This window comes from Acinetobacter sp. YH12138 (genome assembly GCF_015218525.1).
Lineage (GTDB): Bacteria > Pseudomonadota > Gammaproteobacteria > Pseudomonadales > Moraxellaceae > Acinetobacter > Acinetobacter amyesii.
The window spans coordinates 2,109,267-2,130,262 of the sequence record NZ_CP048670.1; the positions used below are offsets into that span (position 1 = coordinate 2,109,267).

Consider the following 20,996-nt stretch of genomic DNA (forward strand, 5'->3'; position numbering starts at 1 on the left):
TTCAAATAGATGATCACATGAGTAACGTTATTCACAAGCCCAGATTTAAACGTTCTGACTGGCAAACTTCGCACGTGCAGCATGCAATTTTTTATAGCTATCAATCAGACGTAAATGACGATCTAAACCTTCAAGTTGCATATTGGTTTCAGTTAAACCGTAGAAGTGAAGACTGCCATCCATTGAACCAATCACTGCATCCATACGTTCGTCACCAAACATACGACGGAAATTATGTTCATAGTCATTGAGATCTAAGTCATCGTCCAATTCAACTTCTAAAACCACATTCATGCATTGATAGAACAAACCACGTTCAACTGTATTAGTGTTGTACTGAAGGAAGGTTTCGACCAACTCTTTTGCTTCTTCAAATTCTTGTAAGGCAATATAGATCAGTAGTTTGAGCTCAAGAACCGTTAATTGGCCCCATACGGTATTGTCATCAAACTCAATCCCGATGAGCGTCACAATATCCGTGTAATCATCCACCTCAAGCTCTTCTAAGCGCTCAACCAGTGACACTAACTCATCTTCATCTAGGCGATGAATGTTTAAAATATCTTCACGGAAGTCCAAAGCTTTGTTGGTGTTATCCCAAACCAAGTCTTCAACCAAATACACTTCAGAATAACCCGGAACCAAAATACGGCATGCCGTAGCACCTAGATGCTGGTAGACCGCCATATATGCTTCTTTGCCCATATCTTTTAGGATCGCAAACATCGCTGCAGCTTCTTCCGCATTGGCATTTTCACCTTCAGATGTGAAATCCCACTCTACAAAATCATAGTCTGATTGTGCGCTAAAGAATTTCCAAGACACCAAACCACTTGAGTCAATAAAGTGTTCTACAAAGTTATTCGGCTCTGTGACTGCATTTGAACTAAACGTTGGTTTTGGTAGATCGTTTAGACCTTCAAAACTGCGACCTTGTAGAAGCTCAGTTAAACTACGCTCTAAAGCCACTTCAAGTTTTGGATGTGCACCAAATGAAGCAAAAACCCCACCAGTACGTGGGTTCATTAAGGTTACGCACATCACAGGGTACTGACCACCAAGTGAAGCATCTTTTACCAATACAGGAAAACCTTGTTCTTCTAAGCCTTGAATACCCGCAAAAATACTTGGATATTTGGCTAAAACCTCTTCTGGTACATCTGGTAGAGCCAATTCACCTTCTAAAATCTCACGTTTGACCGCACGCTCAAAGATTTCCGATAAACATTGCACTTGAGCCTCAGCCAAGGTATTCCCTGCACTCATCCCGTTTGACAAGTATAAATTTTCAATCAAGTTTGATGGGAAATACACTGTTTCACCGTCGGACTGACGGACAAATGGAAGAGAGCAAATACCGCGTGCTATATTTCCTGAATTGGTGTCATATAGATGTGTGCCTAATAACTCATTTTCTGGGTTATAAATTTCACGTGTATAGTCATCTAAGATTTCAGTAGGTAACTCGCCTTCTGGGCCGGGTTGGAACCATTTTTCATCTGGGTAATGCACAAAGTCAGCATTGGCAATCTCTTCACCCCAGAACTGGTCATTATAGAAGAAGTTGCAATTGAGACGTTCAATAAATTCACCCAAAGCCGAAGCTAATGCGCTTTCTTTGGTTGAGCCTTTACCATTGGTAAAACACATTGGCGATTGTGCATCACGAATATGTAGTGACCAAACATTCGGTACGATATTACGCCATGATGCAATTTCGATCTTCATGCCTAAACCTGCCAAAATACCTGACATATTGGCAATGGTTTCTTCTAAAGGCAGATCTTTACCCGGAATAAACGTGGTACTGTCTGACGCTAAATTTGGCATAAGTAAAGCTTGTGCATCTGCATCAATGCTTTCTACTTCTTCAATGACAAACTCAGGACCAGTTTGAATCACTTTTTTAACCGTACAGCGGTCAATTGAACGCAAAATGCCTTGACGGTCTTTGTCAGAAATATCCGCAGGTAGTTCAACTTGAATTTTGAAAATTTGCTTATAGCGGTTTTCAGGATCAACAATATTGTTTTGAGATAAACGAATATTGTCTGTCGGAATGTCTCGCGCCGCACAATACACTTTTACAAAATACGCTGCACATAATGCTGATGACGCTAAAAAGTAGTCGAATGGTCCGGGAGCAGAGCCATCGCCTTTATAGCGAATAGGTTGGTCGGCAATTACCGTGAAGTCATCAAATTTGGCTTCTTGTCGAAGGTTATCGAGATAATTAACCTTAATTTCCATGTGGGCACCTAAATATTCTTATGTGTCAGTGCAACACATAAAAATGAAAACATAAGCCGAATAACTGTAGGACATTGACTTAAAAATGTGAGGCCAGTACCAATCTAAGCGCTGTTGGACACGGTACTGACAAGAATGGGCATTATTATAAGGTTATTTTGACTGTTTGATAACTTTTGTCGTGATTTACATCACGATAGGATTCGGCACTTTGTGCATTTTGGTCGAATCCAAGCTCAACTGCTGCAACTACAGCCAATTTGTTGTGTTAGTGTGCAGCCGTGAAGAAAAAGGCTTGTCTTTTAAAAAAATCTTCGCTAGTATGCTTTTCGTCTGAACTTGTTGATAAATAACACATTCAGAATATAGGGCCTATAGCTCAGTTGGTTAGAGCAGCGGACTCATAATCCGTTGGTCCACAGTTCAAGTCTGTGTGGGCCCACCAGTTTTTTGTAATCATATGCACAGTTTTGTAATGATTTGATATATAAACCCATGAATTATAATGATTCATGGGTTTTTTATTTCTGCTTTTTGCACAACTATGTTTGGCTATGCACAGCTTTATTTGGCCCTCTTGTGTATCCAATCTTGTATCCGATACTCTTTCTGCATTACTCGGATACAAGAGATTTTGCTATGAAAAGAGCGGCTTTAGATAACATCAAACAAATCAAAGATACCCATCTTCTCAATCTTGAACCTGAGGATAAGGAGTATCGTATTTCATGTGATGCTGGGCTTTATTTTCGTGTATCACCAAAAGGAAAAAAAACTTGGCAAGTCCGTTTCAAGGATGAGGTTGGGAAGTGGAAGTGGCATAGTATTGGAAGTTATCCGCAGTTATCGCTTGTAGCAGCTAAACTTGAAGCTTCAACTATTTTTCTTAAGTTACAGCAAAATGAAAAAGTATTAACAAAAAAAGAAATTGAATTGCAAAATATTGAGAAACAACAACTTAATTTAAAAAGCTTGATGTATGACTGGCTTGATACTAAGAAAACAACTTGGGCTGCAATAACAATAAAGAAAGAAACTCAATCAATTGAAAAACGTATCTTATCTGTTTTTGGTGAATTGGATTTCACCAAAATTTCACCTCAACAATGGCTGACATTTTTTCAGGATATGCTTAGAAGTGAAAGTATTTACAATCGTGTAGAGAAACTAGTTTCACATTGTCGCAATGCCTATGATCTTGCAAAGTTTCATGGACAAATAGAGTCGAACCCTTTGGATGGAATTTTGAAGTATCTTGATAAAGGTAGTAAAGGGAATATGAAGCATGTCAGTCTTCAGGAACTGCCCGAGTTGGTGCAGTCTATTCGAAGCTATAGAAATTCGCATACAGCAATTGCTTTAGAGTTACTTGTTATTCTTTTTCCTCGACCACAAGAATTGCGCTATGCAAAATGGCAAGATTTTGATTTTGAGAAAAAAATCTGGATAAAGCCTGCCGAAACAATGAAATGTGGTATTACCCATGTTGTACCTTTACCAAAACAGGCAATAGAACTGTTATTTAAATTAAAAGAAATTAGGACAGTATCGGATTTTTTATTTCCTAGCAGAGATAGCCTTATGCAGCCAATGAGTGAAGCAACTTTAAATAATGCTTTGAAAAATCTAGGCTATAGAGGCCGTCAAAGTCCACATGGATTTAGACATATTGCAAGTACTGCCTTAAATAATCAATTCAGTGATAAAGAACAGGTTATTGAAGCTTGTTTAGCGCATAAAAAACAGGGTGTAAAAGCTGTTTATGACAAAGCTACACATTTAGAAGAACGAATTGAAATTATGCAATGGTGGGCCGACTATGTTAGTAATGTTACTGATAACATTAAAGCCGTAGCATAATTTTTTAATAAGACAAGGCTCGTCCCTAAGGGATCGAGCCTAATGCATTTGTTAACGCTCTTTGTTGAGCAGATGATTACGCCTGTACTGGCGGTTCAATTTTTTCATGCCGACTTAGGCCATATTCCATTTCATATTTCTACTGCTAGGCAATAGTTTTATGCTTGTCTAATCTGGAAGAACAAGCCACGATTTTTTCATGCTGGTGTAGCATTATCCTGATTTAAGTTTCAGGCAAACCCGTATAAGTTTATTTTCATCAGTGACCAAACTTCAGAATACTTACACTGTACCAATCTCGGCCTAGTCAGAGAGACCAATCCCCGACTGAGAAACACGACCAGTGTTCCATTAACCTTTCTTTTCTACATATTGTCCAACATGCTCACGCATGTGCCGACTCAAGTTTTCGCAATGAGCATCCCGATTGAAAAAAATCGAAATGTTTTAGGATTCGCTTTAAGCTAGCTATCTCATTTAATACAAATCTTACTATTAAGATTTGTATCACAATTTCCGCAAGTAAATACTTGCTTTATATGCGCTACTCACCATCGCTCCCACACTGAAAAAAATACAACAGACTTTTAACCAATTTAAGCCTTTTTATTCAGTGCTTCCCAAGTTATTTCAAAAGTGTCTTAATGTGCAGACCGTTTATCCTCTCGCCTGTATACATGCTTCCTGTTTCCCCCGACCGTAGTTCCTTAAAAAATATCGGGATATGATGTATACACAACTTTATAAAGGGTAAAACTCTTACACTCCAATCAGCATCTATCGATTAATGCCGTTACACGTTTAAGCTATCCAGCGACCCATTCAGCTTGCGCAAAATGGTGCCGGCTTTTCCAGCGTTAGCCTCAAAGCCCTAGTACCTTACGGCACTCTCAGCAGCCATCGTGATTGGAAATGAGCATACTTTTCCAAGTAAAAAACTTGTTCGATCAAGCATACACATTCAGCTATTAACGGAGACTATCGCACATCCTATGCTGCTCCTGACTGTATCACTTTGAACAGGGTTTCAATGTTCCACTATTTTCATAATTTCACACCTAACTTGGCTATTACTAACCAAATGACCATTTCACGATAAATCGCTTATAGGCTCCCGTTTCCTTGTCGCCCAACCACTTTTTATTTGCTTGGAACTCTTAAAAAGTGAATGAACGGATAGAAAAAGGATATTGCAATCCTCTAGCCCCCGTTGCAACGTACCGAGCGAGGTTTCCCCAGCAGTCCGCTACATCGACAATATGAAGATGGTTAGTCTTATATTCAGGGCAATATGTATCAAAGTTTTTGAATGGTGGTCAGCCATTCAAACCACTTCAAAAAAAGAAAGTTGGAATGGATGGTCAATCCACAATTCGATTGATATGCAGCCATATTATCAAAGTTAATTTAATATATCAATAATATTGATATATTATTTAAACAAGTATAAGATTTGCTGATCAAGGTTCGTAATGCGCACTAGGAACTACTTTATTGTCACCTTACAACGTGAGGTGACAGTGCTAGCGCAATTTGGTTAATGCTGATGGCTGACGCACTCAGCAAAATGGGAAATGTAGAGAAAATTATTGTTGATGAACAATTCAAAAATGGATGAAGAAATTTCGACTTAAGTGGATTGTTGATTGACATGAAAAGTGCATAGTTGGATGACATAAAATGATTGATTACAGCCCCCACACAAAATACACCGCACAAAAAATTCAAGATAAGGTCACAAGAGGATCATATTTTTATTGCAAATTTATAGTGCAAACTGAGTTAGGTAAAATTGATATTGAAAAGATTATTCATAAATTAACCGAACGATATTCATTAAATTTAACCAGTCGGCAAAGAACATATCGACTAAAACAAGGATTACCTGTCGCTGATCTCATTGTTCAAGACATTCTTTATAAGGATGCGTGGTTATTTGTCTTGTTGATCAAAACCCCTAATAGCCATCGTCACAGCAAAGAAACGATAGGCAAAGTGACTTCAACAACCAGTTCAGCATATACATCAAAAGATAAAATTGCTGAACTTGAACCTGTCATCTGGGACAAAATCACAGTCGGGCAAGAATTAACTTTTATCCGTAGTTACTATAAAGATGCTGAACAGTTTAATTTCATATTAAATAAACCCTATTTAAGCTTAGATTTTGGAAAATATGAGGCTGAATTAGTACGGTTAAGCCATAAAAAATATGCTGAACATCAAACTAAGTTTTACCGTAAAAGTAATAAGAATTTCTCATGGACGTGGCGATTTAAGAAAACTGAAATAGAAAAACAAAAAAGAGAATTAACCCAAATTCTCAATCGAGTGATTTCACAGAAAGATCAGACCAAAGCGGTAAATGATCTTCTTGCATGGCAGCATTATTTCAAAGTTTATGCTGTATTCAGAGGCAATCGACAACAGGCGGGACGTTTATATACCTTCGGGAAACTGTTCTTCTTCAGTCGGAAAAGACAACGGTGGGATCAGGCGCAAATGCCGGTGATGGACTTAACAATCATCGCGCGGTATGAAACCTATGCGGATTCTTATACTGAGTATTATATGCGTAGATATTTTTATGAATCGTTTGAAGTTGAACTTCCACGAGAGATTTCAACAACGGAAAATTGGCAGTTAATCAATGAATACATTGAAATGCAGGATTTATGAAAAAGTATCAAATATGCTTATATTTCAAATATTATATATTTGTTTTTTTGATATTTAGGGCTGTTTGATTAATAAAATCTAATACTTCCTTCTGCTGTAATTCAGTTAAAAAATGGAGTTTTGTAACAAGTTCTGCCATTAAATTATCTTCAATAAAGAAGTAAGCTACGGGTACTTCTAAAACTTCAGCTATTTTTATAGCCGTCAGAAGATCAGGTGCATACTTTCCTGTTTCATATTGATTCATTCGAGCACTAGCCGAAGCTTCATCAATGCCGGCAAGTATGCCTAATCGTTCTTGAGAAAGCTTCTTCGCTTTGCGAGCAACCTTTAAACGCATTGAAAATACATTGGATTTTTTGCTTTCCATATGTTTAATAATCAATTCAAAACTAAGATTCTCTTAGTTTTGAATTGATAAGTTACTAAGGATTGCTTAGTATTATGATCAGCATAGCTATACTTTTATAATATTGATTAAACACTCAGAGGGTAAAATGAATAAGAATTTTTTATTTTTAGCGATTTCTTTCGTCTTAATTAACACAACAGGCTGTCAACATATCCAAACAGCAGCAGACAGTACGGTAGGTGCCATATCGAAAGGAGTAAACGCCTATGATGGCTGGGTAAGTAAAGGTACTCAACGCGTATGGGATGAAATGTCAAATACAGAAATACGAAACAAATTTTTAGTCCTTTCAAATAACTCTAATAATAATGTAATTGTTCTAAACCCATCATTGATCAATGATAAATTTAAATTAGAAAAACGTACAATGGGTTCAATTCATTTAGAAAAATATATTAATCATGAAGCAAACTTTAGCGAAGCTAATCGAAAAATTAACAATGGTATTTATATTTCAGAAAAAGATTTAGCCTCAAAAATGTTTATTGAACAAGCATTAGCAAAAGGACATCAAGTCCGTATGTATAAAAAGAACATTAATAAAGATTTGAACAATGGATTAGTACAATCCATTAGCGAGTTTAATGGTGCTGCTAATCGCTATGATGTCGACCCTGCCTTTGTAGAGTTTGATAAAAATGGTAGTCCTGTAGCGATTATGACGCGTTCATGGCAAACAATTTCAGCTATCGGTGTCGATAGCCGCATATACACTAATATTTATTTTGCTCAAGATGCTTTGCGTTGGTTTGAAAATAATTTTTCAAATCGTTATTTAGAAGACTCTTTGATTCGTGTATATAAATAGAAAAAACTTTTTATAAATAGATTATGTCATTGCTTTTTCTTTCTAGAGTGGCTTTGTTGTATAAATACATAAAACACTGATTTTATTATGTTTTAATTTAGGTTAAATTTTAATCAAAACCTTTAAAATCATATAATTATGCAACAAATCCTTCTAGAGTTAATAATCTTCTGCGGATTTTGAGTTAAACACCTTAACTTTTTAATATTTATAAGAGAATTTTTAATTATGCTTAAAATTAGATCGACATTATTAATGCTTACTTCAACTCTTTTAATAGTCAGTTGCTCAAAGGATAGTAATCCCCATGTTCAATCACAAAGTCAGAGTAACGAAAATAGAGCTATTGAGAAAGTAGCTGAAAAAATAGCCCCAGAAGATGATCCTACTTTAAAAGGTACACCTGTTTTAGGCTTTAAGTTAAGGGACTCGACCTTTGATTCAGTAAAGAAGCGATTAAATAATTATAAAATAAATGGTGAGTCCTATGCTGGAGGACCAGTTTTAGAAAATGATGGTACTGGTTTTGATATAGATGGTCTGCTATTTACTCAGTTTGGTTTTGATAAAAATCAAAATTTAGTTTATGTGGGGATGACACTAAGTGAAAATAACCATATGTCAAAAGAGACATACAAAAAAATTGTGAGTTATGTGCAGAAAAATAATTACAAAATTATTCGTGAAAAAGCACCTTTTGTTGGCGATCAAGAAACAGTATTTCTTACTCCAAACAATGAAATGATTACAGTTAGTGCTCCACATATGGGGGGCTTTAAAGTAAATATTGAATATGTTACTCAAGAATTTGAACAGCAAAGAACTCAAATAAATCAAGAAAGTCAACAGAAAAAAAACCAGTCAGAAGCGGCCAATTTTTAAGGAGTACATGTGTGAAAAAATCAATACTATTCACTGCATTTTTCATATTTTTTACTGTAAGAGCAGAGGCAACAACTCTTCAGCAGCAGATTAATAACCGTGTACAAGTATCTATAAAAAATTTGAATTTAGAAAGCAAAAAATATGCTATTGATTCAGACTATTTTAAGTTTTCTCTAAAATCTAAGGAAGTTACCACTGCTGATATTAATAACGATGGAATTAAAGATAGAATTATAGTGCTTAATTTTTGTGAAGAAACGACTTGTCATCCAACAACAATGAGTTCAGAAGTAGCCGTTTTTATTGGTAAAAAAGATCAAAAATTTAACTTCTTAGACTCAAAATATTTTGCTGTGACAGCGAGTATTCAAAAAGATAAGAAGGGAAATATTAACGTTCATCAATATGATTATTTTGAGGATGACGGACATTGCTGTCCTAGTCGTTTAACTAAATTTGATCTTACCGTTAAAGATGGGAAATTAATTTCTAGTAAAATAAATTAAATCTATTACATTCAGAATCTTATTTTAAATTAATGTGCTCTAGGATATTTTTTTATGTATCATTTTATTAATACGGCTTTAACATTGTTTGTAACAGTAGCATCTTCATCTGTAATGGCTGCCCCACAACTATTTAATGTAGAGCTAAAAGGTGCAACACGTGATCAAATTCGCTCAGCATTGCAAAATACCAATGTTAAAGTAGTTCGTGAAGACAACAACTACTGGATAGATAAATACAATTCCAATGCTGTATTAGAAGGTACTACAGAATTAAATTTTGGATATACATCCAATGGAAAATTTGCTTATGCAGAATATAAATTTCCCGTATTTATGGACTCAGGAAAAATTATAGAGGTTGCAAATTTTGTTTCATCAAAATATGGAAAACCGAGCCAACACTCAGGAAATCCTAGTCTTGGAGAAGCAAGTTTTACCTGGAATTTTAAAAATGGTATGAGTATTACGGCATATCGTGGTTGGCCTGATACTACAACGTATTTGAATTACACAGATAAAATAAATTATTCAAAAATGAACACTGAAATAAAAGCTGAACAAAAACGACAACTTCAACAGAAAGTTCAACAACAGGGATCTGCATTTTAAATGAAGACTTATTGTTGAGTATGTTTCCTTATTTCCATATACACATTGGTGTTATTTTATGAACAATTAAGATGAACATAGCAGGTCTTGCACAGCTCGCTTAGCTTCAAGATGTGATTTTAACTCTACTTAGTAATCAGTGAAATTAGCCTCTTTAGCAGGAACTTTGACCATTCATGATTAAGACTGAAAAGACGGATTCATTCAAACTGACTTATATATATTTCTTTCCAGTGGTTTTTTTCCCATTTTTGAATATTTATCAATTTAGAAATGATACCGATATTAAATCTTGGTTATTTAGAAATTTACTTGTCAGTTTTATAGTTATTTTGATCCCACTTTTTCTTACTTTAAGTAGGATTTGTTGCATAAAGATTGCATAATTATATGATTTTAAAGGTTTTGATTAAAATTCAACCTAAATTAAAACATAATAAAATCAGTGTTTTATGTATTTATGCAACAAAGCCCTTTAAGTATGATGATTACAGACTAATATAACTAGTCTGCTAATCTAGAGCCTTAAAATTTATTCTTTTTAAAATCCTTTTATTTTTTAGGGAGGAGCTTGCCAGTTTCCACGTCATATCTCAAAAACTGAGGATTGGAAATTAATTAATGCATATATTGATGCTGAATATGACCAACTTTAACAAATAATCTTATTAGGGTGTGTTGACATTTACAGCCGATAAATTGAGCTAAAGAGGCAACCATATAAATATACAAGCTAAAGCAACAGCGCTTTGATAGTTACGTTTTAGCTTATCGTATCTTGTGGCAATTCCTCTAAATTGTTTTAATCTACAAAACGCATTTTCAACTAAATGTCTGATTTTATACATATACCAGTCCATATCATCATTGCTAGATTTGGCATTTGATCTTCGAGGAATGTTTGCTTTCGTATTACTTTCTCTAATTTTCTTTTTGAAACTTTCTGAATCATAGCCTTTATCTGCACATAGCATTTCTGACTCTGTTAAATCTAATTTTGATACAAGATCAGGTGCAACCTTAATATCATGTGAAGTTCCATCTGAAATAATAAATTCAATAGGATTACCATTTGAATCGATTGCTAAATGTATTTTTGAACTATTACCACCAATACTTTTGGAAATACTTTGATTCTTAATACCGGCTGAATGTTGATGCGCTCGTACATGGCTCCCATCGATAAAAATCCACTCTTTATCAGCATGCTGGCTGAATAATTTAAAAATATTCATAAACTTACTATTTTTAGACCATCGATTATATTTCTTAAAAATAGAATTTGATTTACCAAACTCTTGAGGTAAATCACGCCAAGGACAGCCTGTTCTAATTCGAAATAAAATCGCTTCAATAAAATTCCGTAAATTTAATTTGAGATAAATATTAAAGTGACGGAAAATAGCAAGTAACTTGGACCAGTGTTGATCATTTAGCATTGTTCGAGGCATAGCGAGTGTAAAATTGGGTTTGGCGATTTAATTTTACTATCTCGCTATTTTTTTAATCAACAAATGTCAACAGACCCTATTTGTTTTACTTATTTTTCTTGGTTTAATTATCTATAGCTTTGATATAAGGCTTAATTTAACTTATGATGTATGAGTCCATTTATCACTTTTATATTAAAATAAAACCAATATAATCAATAATACTGATATGTATTTAGTACGACAAATCCTGTCTTCTTCCCTTCAAATTTGCTGAAAAATTTTTATTTATCGGTACACTAGTCATGTTTTATTCTTTTCATCGGACTTATATAACAATGACCCAAGCACAACTTCAACAACTACAAAAACAACTGTGGAATATTGCCAATGACCTCCGTGGCAAAATGGGTGCAGATGAATTCCGTGATTACATGCTGGGCTTTATTTTCTTTAAATATTTGTCTGAAAAGTCTGTTAATTTTGCCAATGAGCTGTTGGATGGCGAAGATATTACTTTCCTTGAGCTTGATGAAAGTAATAATAAGCATGTGCCATATATCGAAGAAATTAAAAAGAACTCGATTAATGAAGTGGGCTATGCCCTATCCCCTAAGCAATTGTTCCATACCATCGCGGAACGTGGTCGTCAGGGTGAATTCATCCTTGATGACATTACAGCGACTTTAAAAGCCATTGAACAAAGCACTTTAGGTTCTGACTCTGCCGATGACTTTGCCAATCTGTTTGAAGACCTCGATTTAAACTCGACCAAGCTAGGTAACACGGCGAATGACCGTAATGAACTGGTTGCCAAAATTCTCAGTCATTTAGACAAGATTGATTTTGATATTTCCAATACTGAGTCGGATGTATTGGGTGATGCGTATGAATATCTGATTGGTGAGTTTGCTTCAGGCGCAGGTAAAAAAGCTGGAGAATTTTATACGCCTCAAACGGTGTCTACCCTACTTGCCAAAATCGTCACCCAAGGCAAGGAGCGTTTACGTTCGGTGTATGACCCGACTTGTGGTTCAGGTTCGTTATTGCTACGGGTAAAACGTGAAGTAAAAGATGTCGATATGATTTACGGTCAGGAAATGAACCGTACCACCTACAACTTGGCGCGCATGAACATGATTCTGCATGACGTGCATTTTGCCAAGTTCGACATCAAGCAGGAAAATACTTTAACCCGTCCGCAGCATTTAGATAAAAAGTTTGATGCGGTGGTGGCTAATCCGCCATTTTCTGCAAAATGGTCAGCCGATCCATTATTTTTACAGGATGAACGCTTTGCAGCTTTCGGTAAACTGGCGCCAAGTTCCAAAGCCGATATGGCTTTTGTGCAGCACATGCTGTATCAACTGGATGACAATGGCACCATGGCGGTGGTGTTACCGCATGGCGTATTATTCCGTGGTTCGAGTGAAGGCGTGATTCGTCAGTATTTGATTGAACAGTTGAATGTGGTGGATGCCATTATTGGTCTACCCGCCAATATTTTCTATGGCACTTCGATTCCGACCTGTATTTTGGTGTTGAAGAAAAACCGTGAGCAGAGCGGCAATATTCTGTTTATTGATGCCAGCAATGAGTTTGAAAAGCAGAAGAACCAAAACAAGTTATTGCCTGAGCATTTGGATAAGATTGTTGCAGCATTTGAAAAGCGTGAAAATATTGAAAAATATGCGCATGTGGCGACTTTGCAAGAAGTGAAAGATAACGACTACAACCTGAATATTCCGCGTTATGTGGATACCTTTGAAGCGGAAGCCGAGATTGATTTAGATGCCATTGCAAAACAGCTTCAAGCTTTGGAACAAGACAGCCAAAAGACCGATGCCGTGATTAATGGTTTCTGTGCCGAGCTAGGCATTGTTTCGCCTTTTGCGGAGGTGAAGTAATGGCTGCGCCAAAATTAAGGTTTAAAGAGTTTGATAATCAATGGGATAAAATAAAGATTAACGATCAAGCCCAAACTGTTACAAGTGGCTCACGTGATTGGGCTCAATATTATTCTGAATCTGGTGATAAATTCATTCGTATGACCAATCTTGTACGAGATGGAATTTACTTGGATTTATCAGATTTAAAATTTGTTCAGTTGCCTAAAGATTCAAATGAAGGAAAAAGAACAAGTTTAAAATTTGGCGATATTTTAATTTCTATTACCGCTGAATTGGGTAAATTAGGTTGGATTCCCGAAGGTTTAGGAACAGCTTATATTAATCAACATACTGCCTTGGTGAGAATGAAAGACAGCGTTGATTCTAAATTCATTGCTTATAGTCTTTCGACTGAAAAATATAATAATAAGCTTAATAGCTTAAATGACTCAGGCGCAAAAGCAGGATTAAATCTTGGAACTATTAGAAACTTTGAGTTAATTGTTCCTCCAAAAGAAGAACAAACCAAAATCGCTTCTTTTCTTTCCGTAGTGGATGAAAAGATTAGTCAACTCACGCAAAAACATGCGCTGCTCAGCCAATATAAACAAGGCATGATGCAAAAGCTGTTTAGTCAGCAGCTTCGTTTTAAAGCGGATGATGGGAATGAATTTGGGGAGTGGAATAAAGTTCTTTTAGGCGATTGTGTTGATATTTTAACTAACGGACTTTCATTAGATCAAAATATGAATGGAAATGGTTTTAAAGTAACTCGTATAGAAACGATCTCAAATTTTAATATTGATTTGAGCCGAGTTGGATATGTCGATACACAATCTGATATTTCATCATACAGATTGGAAATTGGTGATATTTTATTTAGTAATATTAATAGCATAGCGCATATTGGTAAGGTGGTATATATAGATAAAGACTATGATATTTATCATGGAATGAATTTGTTGAGAATTCAGTTCAAGAAAAATTTAGATAAAAAATTTATGTTTTATGAACTGTCTCAAAAAACATTTAAACAGCATTTTGAATCAATCGCTAATAAAGCTGTAAATCAGGCAAGTATCAATCAAACTGCTTTGAAAAAGACAGAATTATGCGCCCCATGTTTAGAAGAACAAATCAAAATCGCCAATTTCCTCTCTGCGATTGACCAAAAAATTGAAGTCGTGGCACAGCAAATAGAACAAGCTAAAACTTGGAAAAAAGGCTTGTTGCAGCAGATGTTTGTTTAATTTTTTAAAGCCAAATCTTATAGGGAGGTTTGGCTTTTTTGTATTTTATAGAGGGTGGAAAATGAAAAAGCTATTCATAAATTTAATACTTTGTAGCAGTACATTATTTACTGTACCAATGGCAGTCGCAAATACAAAATTCTCAGTCGCTGAGATGACAAAGGTGCAATTAGATACTTTGAGCTTTAAAGAACTTATGCGCCAGTTTTACAGTGGTCTAATGACTCGTGGCTATATTGATGATGAAGAAATTAGTAAAATGCCATATGTTGCATTGGGGCAGGCTGGTGAAGATGAAAATACAACTGTCGCTCTCATGCACCCAGTGCTTGAATATAAAAATAATGCTAATCAAACACGTTATTTGGTCATGATCGAAAAAATTAAAGTAAGTGACGATGGGATTGTTGTGACGTGTCATGCCTGTACAGGTGGAGCTGATTTATTTAGCTTTAAAAAGCTAAATAGTGGTCAGTATCAGTTAGTCAGTCGAAGTAAAGAGGATGCTGAATTTTCAGGTAGTTGGGGGCGAGTTGGTATTGATTTAAATGAGATTTCTGAAAATATTAAACCTTTAGGGAAAAACTTAGTAGGTAGTATTTTCAAAAATGGATATACCAGCACTGGAACAACAGAAACATGGTGGGAAGCATTGCATCTTCCTGAAAATGATTTTATCAATAGCTACAGTATTGCAGATGCAGGAGCAGACAATAGCGGCAGCTATGATGAAGACTCCCCTTTACATTATGCTTATGAAGGGCTTATTGAAGTGGTGAATAATGGGGATGCTTATTTTCCTATTAAAGTGACTTATTCTGGTGAAAAACCTACAGAAGATTATGAGCATATCCGTAAGGTTAAATATAGTAAGCAGATTGAATTTAATCCTATCAAGAAAGAATATAAGTGATTGGTAATCATTAAATTTAGAGCGTTAATTATGAAAAAATTATGTATTTTCTTATTACTTATAGTACCTAGTTTAAGTTTTGCACAGACATTTTATTATGGTGAGCCTGCAACTATTTCAGGCAAATTGCTTCGAATTAAAAGCCTGCACCCAAATCAAGAGGCATTTGGAGGTAATCAGATTGCGGTGACTTTAAATCAGCAGATTAATGTTGATGGTGAAGAAGGTTTGGTTAAAACTAAACTCATTCAATTAGTTGATAATGATCCACGCTATTCCTCTTTGTTTAGAAAAGAAGGAAAATCGGTGCAAATTAAATGTAGTGAGTTATTTAGAAGTCATACAGGTCATCACACCACAAAAGTTTTATGTGTTGTGGATTCAGTGAAATATAAATAATAGAGATATTAAAAATATGGTAGAGCTTGAAGAACAACTTATTCAAAAATATGAAAATATCTTACTAAAAGCACAACAGTATAAAACTCCTGAAAGAGAGATGACAATTTTTGATACAGCCTTAAAAAGTCATCATGAAAATCCGATTACAGAACTGATTGCATTCTTTCTAGATCCAAATGAAAAACACAGCCTAAATTCAGGTTTTTATGATGGGTTTATCGAAGCTATCAAACAAAATGAAAAATATTCTGAGTTTGAATTTGGTGAAGTATTAGAGATCGTCACTCAACAAATCACAGATAAAGGAAAATTTATTGATCTATGGTTAGAAACGGATACAGCTTTAATCGTAGTAGAAGTTAAAGTTTATCACACACAAAATAACCCATTTAAAGAGTATTTAAGTTGGGCAAATAAAAAACTTAAAGATATCAATAAAATAAAACAAGAAACAGGTATTGAAAAGAAACTTGTTCCTTTAGTTTTTAGTCCAAATGGCTACACAAATATAGAAGGTTGGCTTGGGCTGTCATATTCAGATTTTACAACCCAATTAAAACAAACACTAGGAATGCAAATTATTAATAATCCTTTAAATAAATGGGGAGTTTTTGCACGAGATTTTTTACTACATTTAGATAGTTTTAATGAATCATTGGAAACAGATATGGAAAGCTTAAAATTTGTTATTGATAACATGCAAAAAATACAAGAACTCGTTGATCTACGAGAAAATGTTTATCAAGAAATCATTGACCATGTAAATAATGCCTTACAGATAGCTTTAGGCGAAGAATATGAGCCTTATGTAAGAAGACATACTTGGAATGGTACACCTGCTCTTAGATTCATTGGAAATAATTGGAAGGATTGGTCAGATACGGTTTTAAATCTACATATCAATACATCACCAATGGGTTGCAGTATCAATATGTATATTCAAAATCCAACAGATGAAATTATGAAAAACGTAAAAATACAGCTTAAGAAAAACCCTTACCCTATCGAAAAAGAATGGTACGAAGGAAAAAATAATCAATACTGGGGAATATCTTGGAAATTTAACTTATTCGATCTACATGATGTAACAAAACTCATTGTGTTCACTCAAAAAATTTTAAATCGTGTCGAAACTGAGTGGAAATAATTCTTTATATCTAATGCGTATCAGAGCAAAAAATGACAGTACAAAGCGAAGCACAACTTGAAAATGAACTTATTACACAGCTCAATGGCTTGGGCTATGCCAATGTCACCATTAAAGATGAAGCCGCTTTACTGTCAAACCTAAAAGCACAAATTGAACGTGCCAATGCACTTCCTCCCCTATCAAATGCTGAATGGAAGCAAGTCATTAGCCATTTGAATACTGGCACAGTCTTTGAACGGGCTAAAAATTTACGTGACTTATTCCCTGTCAAATTTGACGATGGTTCTAGTGGTCATATCTTTTTTTTATCTGATGACGCAACCAAGAACAAATACCAAGTCACCAATCAAATCACCATCGACCATCGTGATCACAATGGGCGTACCAGTCGCTTTGATGTCACGCTTTTGGTCAATGGCTTGCCATTGGTACAGATTGAACTTAAAAAGCGTGGTATGGAGATTGCAGAGGCATTTAATCAGACACAACGCTATACCCGAGAAGCCTATTGGGCAGGACAAGGGCTGTTTGGTTTTATTCAGCTGTTTGTGATTAGTAACGGTGCCAATACCCGTTATTACTCCAACGGCACCACAGGTATCGAGTTTGCCTTTCCATGGGCGGATGTCCATAACAAACACATCAATGAAATTGTCGACTTTGCCGAAGCTTTTTTCAATCAGCAGCATCTGACCCAAATGCTGACTCAGTACATGGTGCTGCTAGAAACCACCAAAAGCCTGATGGTGCTGCGTCCCTATCAGATTTATGCAGTACATAAAATTGTGGAGCAAGTGCAACACTCCGATCAGAACGGCTATATCTGGCACACTACAGGTTCAGGCAAAACCCTGACCTCATTTAAAGCCAGTCAGATCATCATGCAAATGCCTGATGTTGAAAAGGTCTTGTTTGTGGTCGATCGTAACGACCTCGATACGCAAACCTCACGCGAATTTAATGCTTTTAAAGCCGACAGCGTCGACAGCACCGATAACACATCGACCTTGGTAAAACAGCTCGATCAACGTCATGACAAACTGATTGTGACCACCATACAAAAGCTCAATCGGGCAATAAGCACTGAACGTTATTTAGAATCGATTGATTATCTTAAAAATAAAAAAGTGGTCTTTATTTTTGATGAATGTCATCGCAGTCAATTTGGTGAGACCCATCAGAACATCAAAAAATTCTTCAGCAATGCTCAAATGTTTGGTTTTACCGGTACGCCTATTTTTGAAAAGAACAGCCAAAGCAAAGCAGGTTTAAAACTGACCACAGATTACCTGTTTAATGAATGTTTGCATAAATACGTGATTGTGGATGCCATCCGTGATCGTAACGTCTTGCAGTTCCAGATTGATTATCGTGGCAAATACACCGCCAAAGGCATGGCGACGAATGAAAGTTATGAGGAAGATGTAGAAGGCATCGATACCAAAGAACTGTATGACAACCCACAACGCCTAGAAATGATTGCCCGCTACATTGTCAATATTCACGATACCAAAACTCGTAATCGTGAATTTACCGCAATGTTCTGTGTCAGTTCGGTCGAAACACTGACCCAATATTACGACCTCTTTGAAAAGGTGCAGGCTGAAAAGCAAATTGAAGATGAAGCACAAGGTCGGATATTTAAACCGTTGACTATTGCCACCATCTTTTCCTATGCGGCAAATGAGGCTGTACCGACTGATGACTTAACTGGCTTGATTCACGAAGAAGCCGCAGATATTCCAACTCAGGTCAATTCATCCAGTCGGGATAAGCTAGATCGATACATTGCCAATTACAACCGACAGTTCAAAACTAACTACAATTCTGGTGATCAATTTTATGCGTACTACCGCGACATTGCACAGCGCGTAAAAAACAGACAGATTGATATTCTAATCGTGGTCAATATGTTCCTCACGGGCTTTGATTCTAAGCCGTTAAATACCTTGTATGTCGATAAAAACCTAAAATATCATGGTTTGATTCAAGCATTCTCACGCACCAACCGTGTCTATAACGATAAAAAACCATTTGGTAATATCATCTGTTTCCGCAACCTGAAACGCGCCACAGATGAAGCGCTGGCGCTATTTTCCAATAAAGAAACAACCAAGATTGTACTGGTTCCCAGCTATGCGGAAATCGAACAGGATTACCAAGCAGCGGTGAGCAAATTGTTTGCCTTAACGCCCAATTACCAATCAGTCGATGATCTTGTTACTGAAGAACAGCAACTCGAATTTATTAAAGCTTTCCGTGAAGTGATGCGCTATAACGCGCAATTACAAACTTTTATTGAGTACGATCAAGACCAAACACAACTGGATAAACAGCACTTTGCCAACTTTGCTTCCAAGTATGCTGACTTATGTCGTGCCGTTAGAAAGACCACCAAGAAAGAAAAAGTATCAGTGCTGGATGATGTCGATTTTCAACTGGATTTACTGCACAGTGACCGTATCAATGTTGGCTATATCATCAACCTGCTACAACTGGTCGTTGACACAGACTCAGAGGACAAGCGTCAGAAGTACCAAGCGCAAATTTACGATTTAATCAGTAGCGATATTAGCTTGCACGATAAGCAAGACCTGATTCAAAAATTCATTGAAGAAAACATGCCGAAGATGATCAACGGCCAAAGCGTCCAAACGGCTTTTGCTCAGTTCTGGGATGCTGAAAAAGAACAGGCCTATCAGCATCTTTGTAAAGAAGAAAACCTGAAACCAGAAGCCATGAAGCAGGTTCTGGAGCATTATGAGTTCACCAAACGCCTACCACGTAAGGAAGAGCTAAAAGACTTGCCTAACTATAAAGTGAAGCTGTTTGAGCGGGAGAACGTGTTTAGCAATTTGCTGGTCAAGACACGCCAGTTGATTGAGAAGTTTTATACTGGTTTGTAAATCAGTAATGAAGAATTTTAATTTGAGATAATTAAATGGAAAGAGTTACACAAGAAGACAAAGAGGAAGCAGCTATATTTCTGAAAAAATATAATGAAATTAATAATAAAATTAATAAAACTAAATTTATAAGTAATAATCTAAGATTTAAAGCATACCTTAGTGTTGAGGAAAAAGATTTTCAAGTTAAGACAATTTATATATTGTTGGAGGATAAGTCTTTTAGAAAAATATTGGAATGTGAATTAAAGCTAAGTGATTTAATTCTTTTTTCTGAAAAATATTATTTCTCAATAAAATATAAGGAAAAACTGGATAGTGGTTTAGTATATAGTGGAACTGAATTAAAAAAATGGCTCAATAAGCTTGAGTCAGCAAAAAATAAAATGATAAATTTATTAAATACATCACCATTGTCGAAAACCAAGATAACAGTTTTTTATTTAAGTTCAAGCTATGTTAATAAGATTGTGAATTATTTGAGAAAAGAAAAAATAATTGCTGTTATAGATATGGAAATGATAGATGTAAGATTTCATGAACTAAAAGAATATGCAAAAAAATATGATAATAAAGATATTGAAGATTTTTTGGAGTATATGAAAAATAATAATTATATTTCTCCTTTAAGTGGTATGGAAGATGATATAAAAATACCAGAATATAAGTTTTTAAGAAAATATAATGATATTTTACTAAGTGAAAAAATATATAATAAATTAATTGATTATGTTGAATGTGTGGATAGTGATCTGCTTGATTTTTTTTACAAAAAAATAGAAACAGAAATACTAAATATTAAATCTCCACGAGTCGATAATACATCGCACAGAACATTCTTTATTAAAGACATATGGGATATTGACGGAAAGGCAGATATTTTACCAAATGAAAGACCCTACAATATAAATATAATTTCTAAATTAATTCAAATTCTTTACACCGACTTAGATGTACTAAATGATGATGCCGCAAAGGCTAAAGTTAAAGAAATATTAAAAATAAAATAATATATTTCAATTTCTTAGGTTTTTTTTATAAAAA

16 protein-coding genes and 1 tRNA gene are annotated in these 20,996 nt (G+C 35.4%); 14 read left to right on the forward strand and 3 right to left on the reverse strand.

What is annotated here, in order from left to right; all coding sequences use genetic code 11:
* Positions 1–45: 45 nt before the first annotated feature.
* Positions 46–2,250, reverse strand: a complete 2,205-nt coding sequence (locus G0029_RS10275) for an OsmC domain/YcaO domain-containing protein (protein ID WP_180106709.1) — start codon at positions 2,248–2,250, stop codon at positions 46–48.
* Between the two features lie 368 nt (positions 2,251–2,618).
* On the opposite strand from G0029_RS10275, the gene G0029_RS10280 reads away from it, so the two are divergent.
* The 3 genes from G0029_RS10280 (at position 2,619) to G0029_RS10290 (ending at position 6,789) form a co-directional block, all read left to right on the forward strand.
* A tRNA-Ile gene (locus G0029_RS10280) sits at positions 2,619–2,695 on the forward strand.
* Between the two features lie 194 nt (positions 2,696–2,889).
* Positions 2,890–4,110, forward strand: a complete 1,221-nt coding sequence (locus G0029_RS10285; RefSeq protein ID WP_180109740.1) for a tyrosine-type recombinase/integrase — start codon at positions 2,890–2,892, stop codon at positions 4,108–4,110.
* A 1,680-nt stretch (positions 4,111–5,790) separates the two neighbouring features.
* The gene (locus G0029_RS10290; RefSeq protein ID WP_180109741.1) at positions 5,791–6,789 is read left to right on the forward strand and encodes a hypothetical protein; all 999 of its coding nucleotides are present in this window, start codon (positions 5,791–5,793) and stop codon (positions 6,787–6,789) included.
* 31 nt (positions 6,790–6,820) lie between these two features.
* On the opposite strand, the gene G0029_RS10295 is transcribed toward G0029_RS10290, so the two are convergent.
* Positions 6,821–7,159 carry a helix-turn-helix transcriptional regulator gene (locus G0029_RS10295; protein WP_180108262.1) on the reverse strand — a complete coding sequence of 113 codons (339 nt, stop codon included), beginning with the start codon at positions 7,157–7,159 and terminating at the stop codon, positions 6,821–6,823.
* Positions 7,160–7,286: 127 nt separating this feature from the next.
* On the opposite strand from G0029_RS10295, the gene G0029_RS10300 reads away from it, so the two are divergent.
* From G0029_RS10300 to G0029_RS10315, 4 genes are all read left to right on the forward strand, one after another.
* A complete protein-coding gene (locus tag G0029_RS10300; protein ID WP_180106068.1) occupies positions 7,287–8,009 on the forward strand; it encodes a hypothetical protein in 723 nt (240 codons plus the stop codon).
* A 255-nt stretch (positions 8,010–8,264) separates the two neighbouring features.
* Positions 8,265–8,891 (forward strand): hypothetical protein, encoded by a 627-nt coding sequence (locus tag G0029_RS10305; protein ID WP_227591811.1) that lies wholly within the window; start codon positions 8,265–8,267, stop codon positions 8,889–8,891.
* 11 nt (positions 8,892–8,902) lie between these two features.
* Positions 8,903–9,400 (forward strand): hypothetical protein, encoded by a 498-nt coding sequence (locus G0029_RS10310; protein ID WP_180081522.1) that lies wholly within the window; start codon positions 8,903–8,905, stop codon positions 9,398–9,400.
* 54 nt (positions 9,401–9,454) lie between these two features.
* Positions 9,455–10,012, forward strand: coding sequence for a hypothetical protein (locus G0029_RS10315; protein WP_180109742.1), 558 nt, complete (start codon positions 9,455–9,457; stop codon positions 10,010–10,012).
* A 704-nt stretch (positions 10,013–10,716) separates the two neighbouring features.
* On the opposite strand, the gene G0029_RS10320 is transcribed toward G0029_RS10315, so the two are convergent.
* Positions 10,717–11,463, reverse strand: a complete 747-nt coding sequence (locus G0029_RS10320) for an IS5 family transposase (protein WP_180168141.1) — start codon at positions 11,461–11,463, stop codon at positions 10,717–10,719.
* Positions 11,464–11,780: 317 nt separating this feature from the next.
* Between G0029_RS10320 and G0029_RS10325 the strand changes: the two genes are divergently transcribed.
* From G0029_RS10325 to G0029_RS10355, 7 genes are all read left to right on the forward strand, one after another.
* On the forward strand, positions 11,781–13,349 hold the full coding sequence (locus tag G0029_RS10325; RefSeq protein ID WP_180034661.1) for a type I restriction-modification system subunit M: 1,569 nt from the start codon (positions 11,781–11,783) through the stop codon (positions 13,347–13,349).
* Entirely contained in the window at positions 13,349–14,581 is a 1,233-nt protein-coding gene (locus G0029_RS10330; protein ID WP_180108263.1) for a restriction endonuclease subunit S, read from the forward strand. The genes G0029_RS10325 and G0029_RS10330 overlap by 1 nt, the downstream gene beginning before the upstream one ends.
* A gap of 61 nt (positions 14,582–14,642) precedes the next feature.
* Entirely contained in the window at positions 14,643–15,494 is an 852-nt protein-coding gene (locus G0029_RS10335) for a hypothetical protein (RefSeq protein WP_180108264.1), read from the forward strand.
* A 30-nt stretch (positions 15,495–15,524) separates the two neighbouring features.
* Positions 15,525–15,893, forward strand: a complete 369-nt coding sequence (locus G0029_RS10340; protein ID WP_180034658.1) for a DUF4431 domain-containing protein — start codon at positions 15,525–15,527, stop codon at positions 15,891–15,893.
* 16 nt (positions 15,894–15,909) lie between these two features.
* Positions 15,910–17,043, forward strand: coding sequence for a PD-(D/E)XK nuclease family protein (locus G0029_RS10345; RefSeq protein WP_180034657.1), 1,134 nt, complete (start codon positions 15,910–15,912; stop codon positions 17,041–17,043).
* Between the two features lie 32 nt (positions 17,044–17,075).
* Positions 17,076–19,952, forward strand: a complete 2,877-nt coding sequence (locus tag G0029_RS10350) for a type I restriction endonuclease subunit R (protein WP_180108265.1) — start codon at positions 17,076–17,078, stop codon at positions 19,950–19,952.
* A gap of 35 nt (positions 19,953–19,987) precedes the next feature.
* Positions 19,988–20,962, forward strand: coding sequence for a hypothetical protein (locus G0029_RS10355; protein WP_180109830.1), 975 nt, complete (start codon positions 19,988–19,990; stop codon positions 20,960–20,962).
* Positions 20,963–20,996 lie beyond the last annotated feature (34 nt).